Genomic DNA, 17,246 nt, shown 5'->3' on the forward strand with positions numbered 1-17,246 from the left:
CTCACAGGGGTCTTTCTCTGTCTTCCTGACGCTGTGGTTCCTCCGCTTTTTCCTGCTCTTTTCTCTTTTCCTTGCGTTTATCCCAAAGAGCTGCACCGGCTTCGCCTGCGATTTCCACAGCGATTTCAACAATATCGTCAATCATATCGTTTCCTTACAGCTTTTTCAAGTATTTGATTTCCTTATCCGTCAGATGGCGATATTTGCCTTTCTGCAGGTCGCCCAGCTTCAATTCCCCTGTGGCCACCCGCTTCAGCTGCGCCACCGGATGCTTGATGGCTTCGCACATCTTCCGCACCTGTCTGTTTCTGCCTTCGTGAATGATGATTTCCGCTGTGCAGAAGCGACCGTCCTTATCCTTGTCGATGATTTGAATTTTAGCAGGCTTTGTTCTCTTTCCGTCAATCACCACACCTCTGCGGAATTTCTGCAATGCGCCCTCATCAGGGATACCATATAATTTTGCGATATAGGTCTTATCCACATCATGCTTGGGATGGGTCAGCTTATAGGTCAAATCTCCATCATTCGTCAGCAGCAGCAGGCCGGATGTATCGTAATCCAGCCGCCCCACAGGGAAAATCCGTTCCTGGATGCCTTTTACCAGATCCATTACCGCAGGTCTGCCAAACTGTTCCTTCGCTGTAGTTACATAGCCTTCCGGTTTATACAGCATAATATAGACCATCTTTGTATCCTTCGTTGTCACCTTTTGATCCAGATAGGTCACTTCATCCTTAGCAGGGTCGATCTTTACGCCCATTTCCGTGACTACCTTGCCGTTTACCTTTACTTTTCCCTGGGCAATCAACTCCTCTGCCTTTCTGCGGGAGGCAACGCCGGCTTCTGCCAAAAATTTCTGCAATCTTTCTTCCATATATAAAACTCTCCGTTCTCTCAAAAGTATTTACTGAAAACAGTATACCCGAGGAGACAGGGAAAGTCAAAACTTTCTCCATGTCAGCCAGTTTTCCGCCAGTCGCTGCAGCCTCTCCAGCAAAGTAAAAGTATCGGCCCCTTCCATCGCCACCAAATCAAATTCCGCCAGTTTTTCCTCCCCCAGCCAGAGCATAGCCTTCCCCAGCTTTTCTCCTTTTTCCAGCGGTGCTTCCACTTCTTTCGGCAAATCTGCTTCCAGATGCAGGTTTGCAATTTCTTCTTCGGAAAAAAGTGCCGTATAGCCTTCCGCCAAGGCTGTTTCTACCCTTTCCATAGGAGAATCTATAACTTTCACTTCTCCGAAAACAGTGCCTTCTTTCACTGCTTCATAGGGATAAAAGGATGCAAAGCCATAGTCCATCAAAGCTTTCGTATCCGTCCATTTTTTCTGCTTGCCTCCATCCCCCCAGCCGCTGCCAAGGACAGTAGAAACCAGCAGAACGCCATCCCGTTCCGCCGCCCCGACAAAACAATGTCCCGCCTTATTGGTATAGCCCGTCTTTATGCCCAATGCCCCATCATATTCCTTCAAAAAGCGGTCTGTATTGGTAACATTGCAGGTTTGCTTTCCTTCCAAATCCATCACAGCAATTTCCGATTGAGCAATGATTTCCCGAAAAGTTTCATTTTCCAGAGCGTATGCCCCAATCAAAGACATATCATAAGCCGTAGAATGGTGCTGTGCATCGGTCAAATGGCTGTCCAGACCGTTGGGCGATCCAAAAACCGTATCCTTTGCTCCGATTTCTTTTGCCTTTTTCGTCATTTCCTGACAAAATTGTTCCACACTTCCCGAAACATGTTCTGCTAAAGCCACCGCCGCATCATTATAAGAACGCAGCATCATAGCCGAAAGCAAATCTCCCGCCTTCCATTGCTCGCCCTCTTTCAAATCCATATGTACCTCCGGCTGGCGGGCAGCGTTTTTGCTGATGGTAACGGTATCCTCCAAATTTGCATTTTCCAAGACCAATATCGCCGTCATGATTTTTGTGGTACTGGCCATAGCAAAGGGCTCCTCGCCATTTTTCTCCCACAAAAGCCGTCCCGTTTTCCCATCGATCAAGGCCGCTCCCTGGGCGGCTACGTTTGGTTCACCGGCAAAAACAGGCGCTGCAAACAATAAAAAAAGCAGAAAGAAAAGAATTCCTCTGCGCTTCATAGGCATCCCTCCTTCTGCTATTTTTATTCTATTTTTCATTTCTATATGTATTTATACAGTCAATTCTTCGTCGTTTTCTTTCGCCTGTTCTTCTTCCAGCGGCGGCAGCTCCCCAATGCTCTTGAAGCCAAAATACCGCAGAAATTCACTGCTTGTCCCAAACAGGATGGGCCTGCCGGGGGTATCCCCTCTGCCCACTTCGCAGATCAGCCGCTTTTCCACCAGCTTTGCCACCGCATGGTCGGAACTGACCCCGCGAATCTCTTCAATTTGGGCACGGGTGATGGGCTGTTTATAGGCCACAATGGCCAGCGTTTCCAAAAGGGACTGCGTCAGGCCCTGCCGCTGGGGGCTTTTATACATATTCCGAATATATTCGAAGCATTCTGCCGCCGTACACATCTGGTAAGAACCTTCGATTTCCACAATGCGCAGGCCGCGCTTTTCCTTTTCATATTTATCCGCCAAAGAAAGGACAACTGCCTTGGCTGTGGCTTTATCCAATTCAATAGTCTGGGCGATGGATGCCAAAGGCACCGCATCCCCGGCAATAAACAGCAGGGATTCTACGACTGCTTCCAGTTCTGATAATCTCATTCTGCTCCCCCTTCGCTGTATCTGCTGATGAGAATTTCTCCGAAATTTTTTTCCTGTGAAATCTGCACTTCTTTTTGCTTAATCAGTTCCAGTAATGCCAAAAACGTTACGACCTTTTCCATCTTTCCCGCATTTTCCCGAAAAATCGTATGGAAGGCTGTCTTTCCATAGGGGCGTAAAATCAGCAAATCCCGGATATATTCCATTTTTTCCCCTACAGTGAACAGATCTTTCGGCACAGAGCGAAAAGAACTGCGGACTTTATCCGTCTTTGTTTCTTTTCGCGCCATCACCTGCTGAAAGGCCTGATAGAGGTCATCCATGGTGATTCCCTGCAGCAAATCCTCCAATTCCTGCGGCGGCTTTTCCTTCAGCTTCGCCACAGAGGCATCGGCTTCTTTATAAAAGACCAGTGCCGCCTCCTCTTCCCGTTCCTTGAAGGTATCGGTCACGTCCTTGATCTTCTTATATTCCAACAGCCTTTGTACCAGTTCTTCACGGGGGTCAGGCCCTTCTTCTTCCTCATTTTTCGGCGCAGGCAGGAGCATCTTGCTCTTGATTTCCAAAAGGGTAGCCGCCATAAGCAAAAATTCACTCATGCCGTCCATATCTCTGTCCTCCGCCGCATCCAGATAAGCAAGATACTGCTCTGTCAAAGACGCAATCGGAATATCATAAATATCAATCTCGTTTTTTTCAATCAGGTGATACAATAAGTCCAAGGGGCCTTCAAAGGCATCCAGTCTGATATTGATCGTATCCATCTCTCTACCTTCCTTAAATCAGCCCAAAAATCCCGCCAAACAGGGCCATCACGCCGTAAACGATACGATCCATAAAGCCTGTGATCAGACCGAAGAACAACAGGAACAGGAAAATCATCTGAATCAGTTTTTCATTCTGCATATATTTGAAATACTGGTTAGCAGGCATCAATACCGCCAATACCTTCACACAATCCATAGGCGCCACAGGCAAGATATTATACACCGCCAGCCCCACGTTGTAGTAAGCAACATAATTCAGCAGGGCGATCAGATAATAGCTGCCGCCATTTTTTTGCAGTGCCTGATATATGCCAAGGAAAATAATCCCCAGTACCAGATTCACCACAGAGGGCAGGATTGCCACCAGCAGGGTATCTCTCTTTCTGTTCTTATAATACAATGCACTAGTCTCCACAGGCTTGCCCCAGCCAAAGCCACCGCTGTAAAACATCATTAAAAAACCGATCGGTTCAAAATGCTTCACGGGGTTTAAGGTCAATCTTCCCTGGCTTTTGGGGTAGTTGTCCCCAAAAATAGTGGAAAGCAATGCCCTCATAAATTCATGGACGGTTGTTGCCACAATGATACCGGGAATCCCCAGCAAAAGTACAAGTACTGTATTATTCATATACACAAATCCTTTCCGAGGTAGATTTCAAAAATATCATATTTTTATATTGTACCCGAACCACCCAGATTCGTCAAATCCATATAAAAAGCCTGCCGGGGAAAGGGCAACCCTCCCGCTGCAGCAGGCTTTCTTTTTTAATAGCGCAAAGGGACATCCGAAAGCAGCACTGGGATATCGATTCCTTGCATCTTTAAGAAATAACGCATCCCGCGAACGGCAATATCGCTGTTGTTTTTCGCCCCTACCATGACACTTTCCAAAGGGATATCCTCTTTTTCTCCTTCAAATTCCACCATGATATAAGGCAGGAAAATCTGATCCAGCAGGCGGAATTTTGGTTTATCCGCGCCAATACTGTTGATCAGCGGAGGAAAAATGAAACGGTATTCCTGTTCCCCTTCAAAAAAGCTCTTTTTGAAAAACATGGCATAGACAGAACATACCACAGACATCTCTTCCGCCAGTTTTTTCAGGGATTCTTCCGATGGATTGGCGTCTTCTTCAAAAAAGCCCTCTAAATCCTTCGCACCTTCTTCAATGAGATTGCGGATACAGGAAAGCAGGGATTCCAACAATCCATTCATCTGTTCTTCTTCATCATAAATGACTGTACCATGAAGAAAAACTCGATTTTGAAAGCCCTCTACAATCTTTTCATAATCAAATTCCAGACAATATCCGCGAAAATCCGTAAATTCCGCCCAAAGCAGGGCATTATTCTGCAATTTGGAAAAGGCGACCACATAAAAACTCATTTCATCCGAATCGCAATCCCCATCGGCATCACAAATAGGCGTGATGACGCCCAGGCGGTCAATTTCCTTTTTCAGCTTGGAAAAGAACCGCTCCCGCAATTCCAGATTGACAATGTACTTTTCTGTCAGCCGTTCCATGACCTCTACCGCATATTGAAATTCCAGCTTATCATTGAGGAAATCGCTTTTCGTTGCTAAAAATTCCCGATTTTCCACAATTCCCCGCACACCATCTGCCGTTGTATAATGATATAGCTTATCCCCCTTTTTACAAAGGGGCACATGAATCCACGCATCCATATAACGGGTATCCTGCATGGGCTTTCCCTCCTGCTTATTCTCTGATCTGACCATCGCCGTAGATAATATATTTCGTCGTTGTCAATTCCTTCAGCCCCATAGGTCCACGGGCGTGCAGCTTCTGAGTGCTGATGCCGATTTCCGCACCAAAGCCAAACTGACCGCCGTCTGTGAATCTGGTGGAAGCATTGACATAAACCGCCGCTGCATCCACTTCATTCAGGAAACGCTGAGCATTGGTATAATTTTCTGTCACGATGGCTTCGGAATGACCTGTAGAGTATTTTCTGATATGGTCGATGGCTTCATCAATATCCTTCACCACTCTGGCAGAAATAATGTAGTCTTCATATTCTGTACCCCAGTCTTCTTCTGTTGCCGCAACAGAGCCTTCCACCAGCTTTTGTGTGGCTTCATCCCCACGAATCTCAACCTTCTTTTCCTGCAGGGCTTTCCCGATTGCAGGCAGAAAGGCTTCCGCAATTTTTTCATGAACCAGCAGGCTTTCGCAGGCGTTGCAGACACCGGGACGCTGGGTCTTTGCATTGATGACGATTTTTACCGCCTTTTCAAAATCCGCACTTTCATCCACATAAACATGGCAGTTGCCCACCCCTGTCTGAATTACAGGAACGGTGCTGTTCTGCACCACGCTATTGATAAGGCCTGCACCGCCGCGGGGAATCAATACATCCAGATAGCCATTCAGCCGCATCATTTCATTCGCGGTTTCTCTGGAGGTATCAGGCACCATCTGCACACAGTCCTCCGGCAGGCCCTCTGCCGCCAGGGCAGAACGCAGGGCTTTGATGGTGGCCTGATTTGTTCGAAACGCTTCCTTGCCGCCTCTCAAAATAACGGCACTGCCTGCTTTCAGGCACAAGCCAAAGGCATCTGCCGCTACATTGGGGCGGGCTTCAAAAATAATACCGATAACCCCCATAGGTACCCGTTTCTGCCCGATTACCAAGCCATTGTCCAGTTTTTTCATGGAAAGTACTTCGCCCACAGGGTCATCCAGCTTCGCCACCTGCCGCAGCCCATCGGCCATATCCGCCAGCCGGGCTTCCGTCAGGGTCAGTCTATCGATAAAAGCACCTTTGATGCCGTTTTCCAGCGCCGCATCCACATCTTCTTTGTTTGCCGCCAGAATTACCGCCTGCGCCGCCATCAAAGCATCAGCAGAGGCCAGCAGCGCTTTATTCTTTTGCGGTGCAGATAAGATTGCCAGCACTACCGCAGCCTCTTTGGCCTTTTTCCCCATCTCTACCAGATTACTCATGTTTTCTTCCTCCCATCCATCCATTTTCCGTCACAATATTATCCAAAGGGATATCTGTTTTTTCCGTGGGAATCGCAGCTGTCTGCACCTGAGATGCAAACGACAGACCGATTTTCTCATATCCCTCATATTTTTCAAAATACGTATCATAATAACCGCCGCCATAACCAATGCGGTTCATTTTTCTATCAAATAACGCCCCGGGCACCAGAAATAGATCATTCTTTTCCGGAACAACAGCATCTTCTTTTTTACCCAAAGGCTCCATCACGCCGAAACGGCCCTCCTTTAAATCCGCAAAGGATTGGATGGGCAGAAAATACATCACCCGTCCCTTTTCTGTTTTGGGAACAGCAACCATTTTTCCATCCTTCCAGGCCTGCGCTAGGATGTCCCTTGTCTCAACCTCGGAACCCATACTCACAAAGGTAAAAATATGTTTCGCATTTTGATATGCCTCACTTTGCAGTATATGCGCCGTGATACGCCTGCTTTTTTCTTCCCGCTCCGTCAAGGGTATTTCATTCCGCCGTTTCAGGGCTTCTGCCCGCAGTTCTTTTTTCATGGAAGAAATCCTCCTACTATAAAAATGATGCCAAAGGCCAATACCAAAGAAATCCGCCGTAAAGGCAATTTCCTCTTACCAAAGATATTCTTCAATACTATCCAAAAGACACCGGCCCAAAGACAAACCTCCCCTGCGATGGAAAGCACTGCACCAATGCCCTGCAGCGGCAATCCAAGCCAAAGGCACAAGCCAAAGGCGCCGCTGCATCCAACTACAAACAGCAGTTCCCTTGTGCTTTCATAAATTGGCCTTTCATTCTCCCCGATAGGATCAAAATTCCCCGCCAACAGGAGCAGCCCCGGAACGACCGCCCCGATGATGCTTCCCGTCAGGATCCGCAAAAGCTGATTGCTTTCCCACAAACCTATATAGCTGCAAAAGCCATCTGCCGCCATGGGGATGATACACACAATTGTCAAAAAAATTTGCCTTGCCGGAAAGGGGCGGTTTCCCCCCAGCCGCTTTTTCCAAAGGAAGAAGCACAAAGCAAAAAAGGCGCCCACGTAGATGCCCGTACAACGGGCACAAAGGGGCATCGTGCCATCTCCCCATAGAAAACTGCGCTCTGCCATTTGGTGGCAGACAGCCAAACCCATTCTATCCAAAAAAGCAGCCATGTCAATCCAGCATATAGCCCAGGCTTCCTATGGATGCTGACATCGCACAGCAGAGGAAGGAAATCACCAGCATCACGATGCTGACAGTCATCATCAGCTTACCGAATCTGCGGTAATCCTCCGAAGGGCTTTTGGAGAGGACAACGCCGGCAACACAGCCAGCAATGGCACCAAAACCGCCTACCATAACGATTAGCACAATAATCAGCACCTTCAGCAGCGGATGAATGGTAGCATCTGCGGAAATCTTTTCCTTTCTGACATATTCCGCATCGCCCGTTTCCGTATTGCTTTCAAAATGATGGGTCTTTCCATCATTATCTTCCACGGTAAAGGCATCTATCGTTTCTGCTTTGACTTCTTCCGCCTGACCATCGATCACAGTCTTGGTAGGGTCGATATTATTTTTCACATTACAAACAGGGCAGCCAAGACTTTCATCTAAAATCTCCCTGCCGCAATTAGGACAATAACTCATCTCTTTTCCTCCTTATTTTCCAATATCCAAATCAGCACCCAAATAGTGTGCCCACATCTTCCCCATCGATGATGCGATGGACAACTTTCGGGTCTTCCCCATTGGCAATAGCCATTTTTACCCCCGCATCCAGGCAGATCGAAGCCGCCTGCAGCTTTGTTTTCATGCCGCCGACGCTGAATTCAGAGCCTTTCTTTTCCCCTGCCATGGCTTTGATCTCATCGGTCACAGACGCCACATTGGCAACCCGTTTTGCATCAGGGTTGGAACGAGGGTCTTTCTCATACAGCGCATCAATATCCGTCAACAAAATCAGCAGATCCGCCCTGATGATCTCTGCCACCATGGCAGAAAGGCGGTCATTATCGGAAATTTCGATCTCGTATGTGGAAATCGTATCGTTGGCATTAACGATAGGCAAAATGCCCATTTCCAATAGTGTTTCCAAAGTGTTCTTCGTATTTTCATATCTGCTGTCGCTGCTCAATTCTTCCTTTGTCAGCAAAATCTGGGCAACCGTCTGATTATATCTGTCAAAAAAGTTATGATAGATCTGCATCAGCATGGCCTGGCCTACTGCTGCTGCCGCCTGTTTTTCACGGATGATAGTGGGGCGTTCCTGCATTGCCATACGTACCGCGCCAACACCAATAGCACCGCTGGTGACCAGAACTACTTCTTTCCCCCGGTTCCGCAGGTCAGTCAAAACCCACGCCAGTTCTTCAATCCGTTTCAGGTTCAGTCTGCCGTTGGGATATGTAATGGTAGAAGTGCCCACTTTTACCACGATTCGTTTACAATCTTTCAGCTTTTCTCTCACAATCTCAACTCCATTTCTTTTGTAAAGAGCATAAAATTTCTCCTCATATTACAGTATACACCAAATCTCTTTCATAAAAAAGAATATTTCTATTAAGAAAAAAGAAAGCCTATCCCGCATCCTCAGAAAAAACACCAAAAAAGTGATAAATCCTCAACTTTTAAGGATTTATCCCTTTTCTTCTTTATAAAGTTTGCTTTTGCGATACTTTCTGTATTTCTTATTCGCCGCAAAGCTCTTTCATTACTTGTTCTACAGTGGAAAGTTCCTTCAATTCACAGGCGTTTGCGCCGCAGAATACCAGCCCTTCCTTGCCTTCCACAGAATCGATCAGCGCCTGAGAAATACAATATTTCGTTTCCGCAGGTTTGCAGTAGTCCATACAATGATAGCATTTCTGTACAGGAATCCGTCCCATTTTATCCACCTTCTCCAAAAAAGGAGTATTGACAGCGCGGGCCGCCAGACCCACAGGGCTTTCAATCAAGCGGATATCCTGTTCGCGGCTGTTCAGATAAGCCTGCTTGAAGGACAAAGCCGCATCGCATTCTTCTGTTGTAACGAATTTCGTCCCCACCTGCACGCCGGATGCACCCAACTTTACCAATCTTTCCACATCTGCATGGCTGCGGACACCACCGCCGGCAATCACAGGAATTTTTACGCCATTGGCCTCTTCCAATTCCCTTACATAGCCCAGCACATCCTCCAGACAATCTTCCAAAGAATCAAAAGCTCCATTTTTCATATCATTGTATTTAAAACCCAGATGCCCGCCGGCCAAAGGGCCTTCCACTACGACCGCATCCGGCAGTCGGTCTGCCCGCTGCCAGTTTTTTACGATCAACTTCAATGCTCTGGCAGAAGAAACGATAGGCAGGATACAAGTATTGCTGCCCCGGGCGATCTTCGCCAGATTCACAGGCAGTCCTGCGCCGGAAACAATGAAATCCGCACCGGCAGCGATGGCCTCTTTCACATACGCTTCATAATGGTTCATCACCGACATAAAATTGAACCCAATGATGCCATTTTTAGAAATTTCTTTCGCCCTTGTCAGCTCCTTGCCAATGGCCCGCAAATTTGCCCGCAGAGGGTCTTCCTGAAAGTCTGCCTCCCTATAGCCTGGGTGAATCCCCGAAATCGTCCCAACGCCGCCATGCTTCGCCACAGCCCCCGCCAGAGAAGAAAGGGATACGCCAACACCCATGCCGCCCTGTACGATAGGACGAGCAGCTGTCAACCCGCCAAAAGAAAGTGCATCCAGTTTCATTACAAAGACCTCCTGTTATATTGAAAGCAAAAGTACTCCTTACTTTTTAATAAGGTTTTAAAAACTATATAGCAAAGTATACCAAAACCTGCATTCTCTGTCAATAAAAGCCACAATAAAAGTATTTTTTTACATACAAAAACAGGACAACTCTATTGGAGTTTGTCCTGTTTCATTTCTGGGATGATATGATTTTTATTTCAGCTTGAAGGAACTCTTCAAAGGAACGATACGGTTAAATACCAGATGTTCCTCTGTAGTATCCTTGGTATCCACGATATAGTAGCCATTTCTCATAAACTGGAATCTGTCGCCCTTCTTCGCATCCTTAATAGAAGGTTCAATGAAGCATTCCTTGACTTCCAGAGAATTAGGGTTCATAATCATTTCGCCGTTGGGGTCATCAGGGTTGTCCAGCATCATATAATCATACAGTCTTGCAGTCGCCTGCACGTTTTCCTTTGCGCTGATCCAATGCAGTGTGCCTTTTACTTTTCTGCCTTCAAAGCCGCTGCCGCTTCTTGTTTCAGGGTCATAGGTACAGTGAACTTCTGTCACAACCCCATTTTCGTCTTTCACAAAATCCGTACAGGTTACAAAGTATGCCCCTTTCAGGCGCACTTCCTTGCCGGGAGCCAGACGGAAGAATTTCTTTACCGGTTCTTCCATAAAATCTTCTCTTTCGATATACAGCTCTCTGGTGAAGGGAGCCAGTCTCTTGCCCAGTTCAGGGGTTTCAGGGTTATTTTCCAGTTCCATCATTTCTACCTGATCTTCAGGATAGTTGGTGATAACAAGCTTCAGAGGGTCCAGAACCGCCATAACCACCTTTGCCTTTGCCTTCAGGTCATCCCGGATGCAGTAATCCAGCAGACCGCTGTCTACCATGCTGTTTGCCTTGGAAACGCCGATGCGTTCACAGAAATCACGGATGGACGCAGGGGTATAACCACGGCGGCGCAGACCGCTGATGGTCGGCATACGAGGGTCATCCCAGCCGTCAACCAAACCATTTTCTACCAATGCACGGAGCTTTCTCTTACTCATGACGGTATTTGTCATCCCCAGGCGGGCAAATTCAATCTGTCTGGGAGGATTTACGGTATAGCCTGCTTCTCTTACCACCCAGTCATACAAAGGTCTGTGGTCTTCAAATTCCATGGTGCAGATGGAATGGGTGATGCCTTCGATGGCATCCTCCAGAGGATGCGCAAAGTCATACATAGGATAGATGCACCATTTATCCCCTGTGGTATGGTGGGTAGAATGGGAGATACGATAGAGAACGGGGTCTCTCATATTGATATTAGGAGAGGCCATGTCAATCTTCGCCCGCAGCGTTTTGGAACCATCAGGAAATTCGCCGGCTTTCATCCGTTCAAACAGATCCAGATTTTCCTCTACACTTCTGTTGCGGTAAGGGCTTTCCTTCCCGGGTGTGCTCAGGGTACCGCGGTATTCTCTCATTTCTTCCGCTGTCAGTTCATCTACAAAAGCCTTTCCTTCTTTGATCAGTTTGATTGCCACTTCGTAGTATTTGTCAAAGTAGCTGGAAGCGTAATACAGTCTGTCTTCCCAATCGAAGCCCAGCCATTTTACATCCTCCTGAATGGATTCCACATATTCCACATCTTCCTTTGTGGGGTTGGTGTCGTCAAAACGCAGGTTGCATTTGCCGCCGTACAAATTTGCCAGACCAAAGTTCAGGCAGATGGATTTTGCATGACCGATGTGCAGGTAGCCATTGGGTTCCGGCGGGAATCTTGTGTGGATCTTATTCAGTTCTCCCTTCAGATCTTCCTGGATGTAATTGTGGATAAAATTGCCCGTTGCACCCAGACCGCTGTTGTTTTCCATGTTTTTTTCTTCAGCCATTGGTCGCCCTCCTATATTTTCATTTCTTTGGATTTCTAAAAAGGAATACCGAAAACGGTATAATCTGTATTTTATTATACCCCATGGAGCCCTTTAAGGCAAGAAACAGGAGAAGTTTTTTCTGAACCATTATATAGATTATCGATATATAAAGTACAATAAAAAATTGTAATTGGACATATATAGATATTCTATCTATAATGCAGATAAGAATATATCGAATATCTATATATAAGGAGTGATTGCAATGCCCATCGATAAAACCTTGCTGGCGGGAAGCACCGCCACCCTCATCTTAAAACTGCTGGACGGGCAGGATATGTACGGCTACCAGATCATCGAAGAACTGGCCCGCCGTTCCGACAACACCTTTCAGCTAAAAGCAGGCACCCTCTACCCCCTGCTGCATGGGCTGGAGAAAAAAGGCCTTCTGGAATCCTATGAAGAACATGCTGATTCCGCCCGCATCCGCAAATATTACCGCCTGACAGGGAAAGGGAAAAGATTCTTAAAGGAAAAAACTGCCGAATGGAAGGAATATTCCTCCGCCGTCAGCAAAATTCTGGAAGGAGGTCTTTGCTGTGAATGCTTCTGATCCTTTCAAGCGCTATGCAGAAAAGGTCTGCGAACAGATTCGGTGGAAAAAAGCCCACGGCGTTGTGGCAAAAGAAATCGAAAATCACCTGATTGACCAGAAAAACGCCTATATGGATATGGGCGACCCAGAAAGTACCGCCGAGGAAAAGGCTCTCCTGCAAATGGGCGACCCTGTAGCAGTGGGTGCCGCTCTGGACATTACCCATAAGCCCGCGCCCCAGTGGGGCATGATTGGGCTGGTGATGGGGCTGTTTGTGCTGGGTGCTGTAATCCAGTATCTATTCATCACAAATGCTCTGCCAGATGAAGGTTACCAATATTTTTCCTCTAATACACTGATTTTTTACCTTCCCCTAAGTCTGGCTGCCTTTATCGGGGCATATTTTCTGGATTTTTCCTTCTTCGGAAAGCATCCCTATATCCTGCCGATCCTGCTTCTGGGAGTTGATGTGTTGGCACAGTTAACCGGCACAGAATACGCGGGTAACCACTGGCTGTCTCTGGGAGCTATCTCCATCAGCCCCATTTCGTTAGCACTCCTGTTTCCTCTTGCTTTCTGTGATATCTTTTATCATTTTCGGGAAAAAGGAAAACATGGCTATTTTCTCGGCGGGCTGGCGGCAGCTTATTTCTGTGTGCAGCTTCTACTGTTTCATACCTTCAGCGGGATTCTGCTGTTCGTCTGCACCGCAGGCGTTTTGATGGTAATAGGAACCATTCGGAAGTGGTTTGGAGAAAACACAAAAACCCTTCTCCTGCTGTTCATTCTTGCAGGGATTGCCGCATTTGCCCTGCTGATTTCCGCATTTCCCTATCGTCTGTATCGCGTGCAGACACTTCTGACTGTTTTTCATCCAGAAACAGACCCAAAAGGTGCAGGCTATTTTCCTCTGTTGCTACGTGATATGCTGGAACATTCTGTTTTCCTTGGAAAAGGCACTGTCCTTCCAGAACTGGCAGTCCATCAGGATATCTTTCTTGCAAATTTCCGCTCCGATTATCTGCTGACTTTCCTGACCTACAAATATGGCTGGGCGGTCTCCGTCAGTCTGGTTCTGCTTTTGGCGGTATTCCTTCTTTTCGGCTTCCGCAAATGCCTGAAGCAAAAAAGTATACTGGGACAGATGATTTCTCTGTGTATTCTTGCCACCTTCACCATGGAAGTTCTCGTTTACATCATCGTAAATCTGGGCTATCCTCTGATTGCCCCCATTGCCCTGCCCTTCCTGTCCTATGGGGGTTCTTCCCTCCTGCTGAATATGGCACTGGCAGGCATCTTACTTTCCGTTTTCCGCACAGGGGAAGTGTATCAGGACAACACAAAGCCTGTTTTCAGCGAATCGAAATTCATCCAATGGGATGACGGCAAGCTCATCATCTCCTTCAAAGGTTGATTAAGATTGAAAAATCCTCCGGGAAAATGTAAAATAAGATCAATATAGAATCAAAGTACACATTTTTATGGGCATCTTTCTAAGAAAGCAAAAATTTATATGTTACGTTTTCTTAGAAAGACTGCCTCGCAGTTTGGCTACGCCAAACCACTTAGGAGGATTTATTTTATGCTTGCTTTCACCGTCAACGACACCAAATCTTTTATGGCACTTCTTTTAAAAGGCGATACCTTCGATTCCTTCCTCTTTCGGCAGGGGGAGCTGACCACCTTCGCCTCTTTCGTCATGGAAGGCAAGCGCAACATGGATTTTTATACTGCCGAAGAACAGGAACAGGGGCTTTCTCGTTATGTCCGCTGGGAAGAAATGCGTCCCTTTGTATTCCAAGCCATCAAGGGCAACAAACTGCCCAAAACCATTAAACTGGTGTTCTCTCTTTCCGAAGAAAAGACCACAAACCTACCCAATACAAAAGCTGCTTTCCTGAATATCTTCTTTAAAGAAAATACCGTTCTCTGCACTGCCGCCATTTCTCAAGAATCCTTTTCTCTGGATAAAAGCCCGGAAAAGCTCTGGGAAGAATATGTGCTGAAATTCTTCAAGAAAAACGGCATCGGCATCCAGCTGCAAGATAAATAAATCAACCTCCATTCTCCGCCGCATCTGGCGGAGATTTTTTATTTTGTACTTCCGTTCAAAAAACCTTCGTAAGGCCACACCTTGCCCATTGATTTGCTCCGCAAATCGTTTTCAAGCTATGCTCACACCGAACTATACAAGCAAATCCAGCATAAACATAGCTAGAAATCTTTTTTTCTTTCAAAATTATTAGCACTCACTTAAAATGAGTGCTAATTTTTTCTTGACTTTTCTATTCTGCGTGATAAAATAAATATCAGTGACATACGAAGCCACTGAAAAAGCAATGATATCCAATGCCTAGCGTGGATATCATTTGATTTTATCTGACTGTCATCCTTCCCGTGGCTTCGCAAAAATTTTATTCAGGAGGTTTTTTATCATGCAAGAAAAAGGTAATCTTTCTATCAATAGCGAAAATTTTCTGCCTATTATCAAAAAATGGCTCTACACAGATAAGGATATCTTCATCCGTGAACTGCTTTCCAATGCCTGCGATGCAGTCACAAAACTGCAGAAGCTTTCTATGATGGGCGAAGCGGAGATTCCCGCCGATGAAAAATATGAAATCCATGTTGTCCTGAATCAGGATGAAAAAACATTGCAGATCATCGATAACGGTATCGGTATGACTGCTGATGAAATCAAAAAATACATCAACCAGATCGCTTTCTCCGGCGCAACAGATTTCCTGGCAAAATTCCAGGAAAAATCCGAAGATGATAACGAAATCATCGGTCATTTCGGTCTGGGCTTCTATTCTGCTTTCATGGTTGCAGATAGAGTTGAGATCGATTCCCTGTCCTATCAGAAGGGCGCAGAAGCAGCAAAATGGAGCTGCGAAGGCGGTATTGATTACGAAATGGAAAACGGCTCCAGAGAAACAAGAGGTACCACTATCACCCTGCATATTGGTGAGGATGGCAAGGAATTCCTGAACGAAGCTACTCTTTACGCTGCTATGACAAAATATTGCTCCTTCATGCCTGTTCCCATCTATGTGGACGTAGTAAGAGAAGAAACAGAAGAAGAAAAGGCAGCTGCTGCCGCTGCAGAAAAAGATGCCAATACCCTGCACGTCTCCCCTGAAGATGCTGCCAACCTGACAAAAGAAGCTGCTATGGATATGCTGCAGGAACAACAGGGTGCAACGGAAGACACAGATGCTGAGGAAGCCAAAGAGGCCGAGGAACCCAAGCCCCTGAATGACACCAATCCCCTGTGGCAGAAAAAGCCCGCTGATTGTACAGAAGAAGACTATAAAGCCTTCTATCATAAAGTATTCAACGATATCAACGATCCCCTGTTCTGGATTCACCTGAACATGGATTACCCCTTCCGCCTGAAAGGTATCCTCTACTTCCCGAAGCTGGTAGAGCAGATGGATATGATGGACGGCGAAGTAAAGCTGTACTGCAATCAGGTTTATATCGCAGATAACGTAAAGGAAGTCGTTCCCGAATTCCTGCTGCTCTTAAAAGGCGTGCTGGATTGCCCCGATATGCCCCTGAACGTTTCCAGAAGTGCATTGCAGAATGATGGTTATGTGGAAAAAATGAATGCCTATATCACAAAGAAAGTGGCGGACAAGCTGAACCAAATGTTCAAAAACGACCGTCCTGCTTTCGAAGGCTTCTGGGATGATATCAATATCTTCATCAAATATGGCTGTATGCGGGAAGAAAAGCTGTATGATAAAGTAAAAGATACACTTCTCTTGAAAACAACCGACGGCGTTTATGAAACCATCCCCGAATATCTGGAAAAGAATAAGGAAAAACATGAAAATGTCATTTATTTTGCCACAGATGTAAACCAGCAGGCCCAGTATATCCGTCTGTTCAAGGAACAAGGCTTGGAAGCAGCCATCATGGATACTCCTGTGGATAAGCCCTTCGTTTCCTTCCTGGAATATAAAAACCAGGATATCAAGCTGAAAGTACAGCGTGTGGATGCGGATATCGATTCCCTGCAGGAAAAAAACGAGGAAGAAGCTTCCGAAGCAAAAAAACAGGCGGAAGAATACGAATCCAACCAGATGCAGGAACTGTTCCGTGCCGCCGTTTCCAATGATAAGCTGAAGGTGAAACTGGAAACCCTGAAAGCAGAAAAGGTTTCCGCTATGATCCTCCTTACCGAAGAATCCAGACGTATGATGGAAATGATGGAGGCTTATGCAAACAACGAAGAATTCAAGGCAATGTTTGCCAATATGAAGCCCGACGAAACCCTGGTGCTGAACCGCAGCAACAAGCTGGTGAAAGCCCTGCTTGCCATGGCTGGCAAGGAAGAAAAGAAGGAGGAGGCTTCTCTCCTGTGCCATCAGCTCTATGATCTGGCACTGATGAGCCATCGTCCCCTGACTTCCGAAGAGATGACAGCCTTTATCGACAGAAGCAACCTGCTGCTGGAAAAACTGGCAGAACAGGAAGCATAAAAACTACCCTAATACCCAATGTCATTAAGATAATAATGACGTAAAAATAAAAAACACATTTGACAGATATATAAAGCTGTGGGCTTTCTGTAGTGTAATACAGAAGCTCACAGCT

The 17,246-nt window shown here is 46.3% G+C and carries 18 protein-coding genes; 4 read left to right on the forward strand and 14 right to left on the reverse strand.

All coding sequences use genetic code 11. The features are described 5' to 3' along the window. Nucleotide 1: 1 nt before the first annotated feature. From ACI39P_RS04015 to ACI39P_RS04080, 14 genes are all read right to left on the reverse strand, one after another. The gene (locus tag ACI39P_RS04015) at nt 2-145 is read right to left on the reverse strand and encodes a hypothetical protein (RefSeq protein WP_439719410.1); all 144 of its coding nucleotides are present in this window, start codon (nt 143-145) and stop codon (nt 2-4) included. A gap of 9 nt (nt 146-154) precedes the next feature. After that, nucleotides 155-877 (reverse strand): pseudouridine synthase, encoded by a 723-nt coding sequence (locus ACI39P_RS04020; protein ID WP_439719411.1) that lies wholly within the window; start codon nt 875-877, stop codon nt 155-157. A 66-nt stretch (nt 878-943) separates the two neighbouring features. Beyond that, complete coding sequence (locus ACI39P_RS04025) at nt 944-2,101, reverse strand: serine hydrolase (protein WP_439719412.1); 1,158 nt, start codon at nt 2,099-2,101, stop codon at nt 944-946. 51 nt (nt 2,102-2,152) lie between these two features. After that, entirely contained in the window at nt 2,153-2,698 is a 546-nt protein-coding gene (scpB, locus tag ACI39P_RS04030) for an SMC-Scp complex subunit ScpB (RefSeq protein WP_439719413.1), read from the reverse strand. Next, complete coding sequence (locus ACI39P_RS04035; RefSeq protein WP_439719414.1) at nt 2,695-3,462, reverse strand: segregation/condensation protein A; 768 nt, start codon at nt 3,460-3,462, stop codon at nt 2,695-2,697. The genes scpB and ACI39P_RS04035 overlap by 4 nt, the downstream gene beginning before the upstream one ends. A 13-nt stretch (nt 3,463-3,475) precedes the next feature. Beyond that, entirely contained in the window at nt 3,476-4,093 is a 618-nt protein-coding gene (locus tag ACI39P_RS04040) for a site-2 protease family protein (protein ID WP_439719415.1), read from the reverse strand. Nucleotides 4,094-4,230: 137 nt separating this feature from the next. Continuing rightward, a complete protein-coding gene (locus ACI39P_RS04045) occupies nt 4,231-5,169 on the reverse strand; it encodes a DUF2971 domain-containing protein (RefSeq protein WP_439719416.1) in 939 nt (312 codons plus the stop codon). A gap of 16 nt (nt 5,170-5,185) precedes the next feature. Continuing rightward, nucleotides 5,186-6,433: a glutamate-5-semialdehyde dehydrogenase gene (locus tag ACI39P_RS04050; RefSeq protein WP_439719417.1), complete on the reverse strand. Its 1,248-nt coding sequence runs from the start codon at nt 6,431-6,433 to the stop codon at nt 5,186-5,188. After that, a complete protein-coding gene (locus ACI39P_RS04055; protein WP_439719418.1) occupies nt 6,426-6,998 on the reverse strand; it encodes a 5-formyltetrahydrofolate cyclo-ligase in 573 nt (190 codons plus the stop codon). Before ACI39P_RS04055 ends, ACI39P_RS04050 begins: the two co-directional genes overlap by 8 nt. Next, nucleotides 6,995-7,618, reverse strand: coding sequence for a DUF2085 domain-containing protein (locus tag ACI39P_RS04060; RefSeq protein WP_439719419.1), 624 nt, complete (start codon nt 7,616-7,618; stop codon nt 6,995-6,997). The genes ACI39P_RS04055 and ACI39P_RS04060 overlap by 4 nt, the downstream gene beginning before the upstream one ends. 1 nt (nt 7,619) lies before the next feature. Continuing rightward, entirely contained in the window at nt 7,620-8,096 is a 477-nt protein-coding gene (locus tag ACI39P_RS04065; protein WP_439719420.1) for a hypothetical protein, read from the reverse strand. A 31-nt stretch (nt 8,097-8,127) separates the two neighbouring features. Beyond that, entirely contained in the window at nt 8,128-8,916 is a 789-nt protein-coding gene (gene proB, locus ACI39P_RS04070) for a glutamate 5-kinase (RefSeq protein WP_439719421.1), read from the reverse strand. 220 nt (nt 8,917-9,136) lie between these two features. Further along, nucleotides 9,137-10,189, reverse strand: coding sequence for a nitronate monooxygenase (locus tag ACI39P_RS04075; protein WP_439719422.1), 1,053 nt, complete (start codon nt 10,187-10,189; stop codon nt 9,137-9,139). A 195-nt stretch (nt 10,190-10,384) separates the two neighbouring features. Beyond that, nucleotides 10,385-12,064 (reverse strand): glutamine--tRNA ligase/YqeY domain fusion protein, encoded by a 1,680-nt coding sequence (locus ACI39P_RS04080; RefSeq protein ID WP_439719423.1) that lies wholly within the window; start codon nt 12,062-12,064, stop codon nt 10,385-10,387. Between the two features lie 247 nt (nt 12,065-12,311). Here ACI39P_RS04080 and ACI39P_RS04085 point away from each other — a divergent pair, with 247 nt between their 5' ends. From ACI39P_RS04085 to htpG, 4 genes are all read left to right on the forward strand, one after another. Beyond that, nucleotides 12,312-12,659, forward strand: coding sequence for a helix-turn-helix transcriptional regulator (locus ACI39P_RS04085; protein ID WP_439719424.1), 348 nt, complete (start codon nt 12,312-12,314; stop codon nt 12,657-12,659). Continuing rightward, the gene (locus ACI39P_RS04090) at nt 12,646-14,055 is read left to right on the forward strand and encodes an FtsW/RodA/SpoVE family cell cycle protein (protein WP_439719425.1); all 1,410 of its coding nucleotides are present in this window, start codon (nt 12,646-12,648) and stop codon (nt 14,053-14,055) included. Before ACI39P_RS04085 ends, ACI39P_RS04090 begins: the two co-directional genes overlap by 14 nt. A 168-nt stretch (nt 14,056-14,223) precedes the next feature. Next, nucleotides 14,224-14,694, forward strand: coding sequence for a DUF5721 family protein (locus ACI39P_RS04095; RefSeq protein WP_439719426.1), 471 nt, complete (start codon nt 14,224-14,226; stop codon nt 14,692-14,694). A 382-nt stretch (nt 14,695-15,076) separates the two neighbouring features. Further along, on the forward strand, nt 15,077-17,131 hold the full coding sequence (gene htpG / locus ACI39P_RS04100) for a molecular chaperone HtpG (RefSeq protein ID WP_439719427.1): 2,055 nt from the start codon (nt 15,077-15,079) through the stop codon (nt 17,129-17,131). Nucleotides 17,132-17,246 lie beyond the last annotated feature (115 nt).

It is taken from the genome of Anaerotignum sp., from assembly GCF_051877975.1.
Lineage (GTDB): Bacteria > Bacillota > Clostridia > Lachnospirales > Anaerotignaceae > Anaerotignum_A.

Excerpts from the sequence above, each read along its gene's own strand:
- ACI39P_RS04035 (WP_439719414.1), bottom strand. The coding sequence starts at position 3,462 with ATGGATACGATCAATATCAGACTGGATGCCTTTGAAGGCCCCTTGGAC.
- ACI39P_RS04065 (WP_439719420.1), bottom strand. The coding sequence starts at position 8,096 with ATGAGTTATTGTCCTAATTGCGGCAGGGAGATTTTAGATGAAAGTCTT.
- ACI39P_RS04015 (WP_439719410.1), bottom strand. The coding sequence starts at position 145 with ATGATTGACGATATTGTTGAAATCGCTGTGGAAATCGCAGGCGAAGCC.
- ACI39P_RS04055 (WP_439719418.1), bottom strand. The coding sequence starts at position 6,998 with ATGAAAAAAGAACTGCGGGCAGAAGCCCTGAAACGGCGGAATGAAATA.
- ACI39P_RS04095 (WP_439719426.1), top strand. The coding sequence starts at position 14,224 with ATGCTTGCTTTCACCGTCAACGACACCAAATCTTTTATGGCACTTCTT.
- ACI39P_RS04085 (WP_439719424.1), top strand. The coding sequence starts at position 12,312 with ATGCCCATCGATAAAACCTTGCTGGCGGGAAGCACCGCCACCCTCATC.
- ACI39P_RS04060 (WP_439719419.1), bottom strand. The coding sequence starts at position 7,618 with ATGGCTGCTTTTTTGGATAGAATGGGTTTGGCTGTCTGCCACCAAATG.
- ACI39P_RS04050 (WP_439719417.1), bottom strand. The coding sequence starts at position 6,433 with ATGAGTAATCTGGTAGAGATGGGGAAAAAGGCCAAAGAGGCTGCGGTA.
- ACI39P_RS04025 (WP_439719412.1), bottom strand. The coding sequence starts at position 2,101 with ATGAAGCGCAGAGGAATTCTTTTCTTTCTGCTTTTTTTATTGTTTGCA.
- scpB (WP_439719413.1), bottom strand. The coding sequence starts at position 2,698 with ATGAGATTATCAGAACTGGAAGCAGTCGTAGAATCCCTGCTGTTTATT.
- ACI39P_RS04045 (WP_439719416.1), bottom strand. The coding sequence starts at position 5,169 with ATGCAGGATACCCGTTATATGGATGCGTGGATTCATGTGCCCCTTTGT.
- ACI39P_RS04080 (WP_439719423.1), bottom strand. The coding sequence starts at position 12,064 with ATGGCTGAAGAAAAAAACATGGAAAACAACAGCGGTCTGGGTGCAACG.
- htpG (WP_439719427.1), top strand. The coding sequence starts at position 15,077 with ATGCAAGAAAAAGGTAATCTTTCTATCAATAGCGAAAATTTTCTGCCT.
- ACI39P_RS04075 (WP_439719422.1), bottom strand. The coding sequence starts at position 10,189 with ATGAAACTGGATGCACTTTCTTTTGGCGGGTTGACAGCTGCTCGTCCT.
- ACI39P_RS04020 (WP_439719411.1), bottom strand. The coding sequence starts at position 877 with ATGGAAGAAAGATTGCAGAAATTTTTGGCAGAAGCCGGCGTTGCCTCC.
- ACI39P_RS04040 (WP_439719415.1), bottom strand. The coding sequence starts at position 4,093 with ATGAATAATACAGTACTTGTACTTTTGCTGGGGATTCCCGGTATCATT.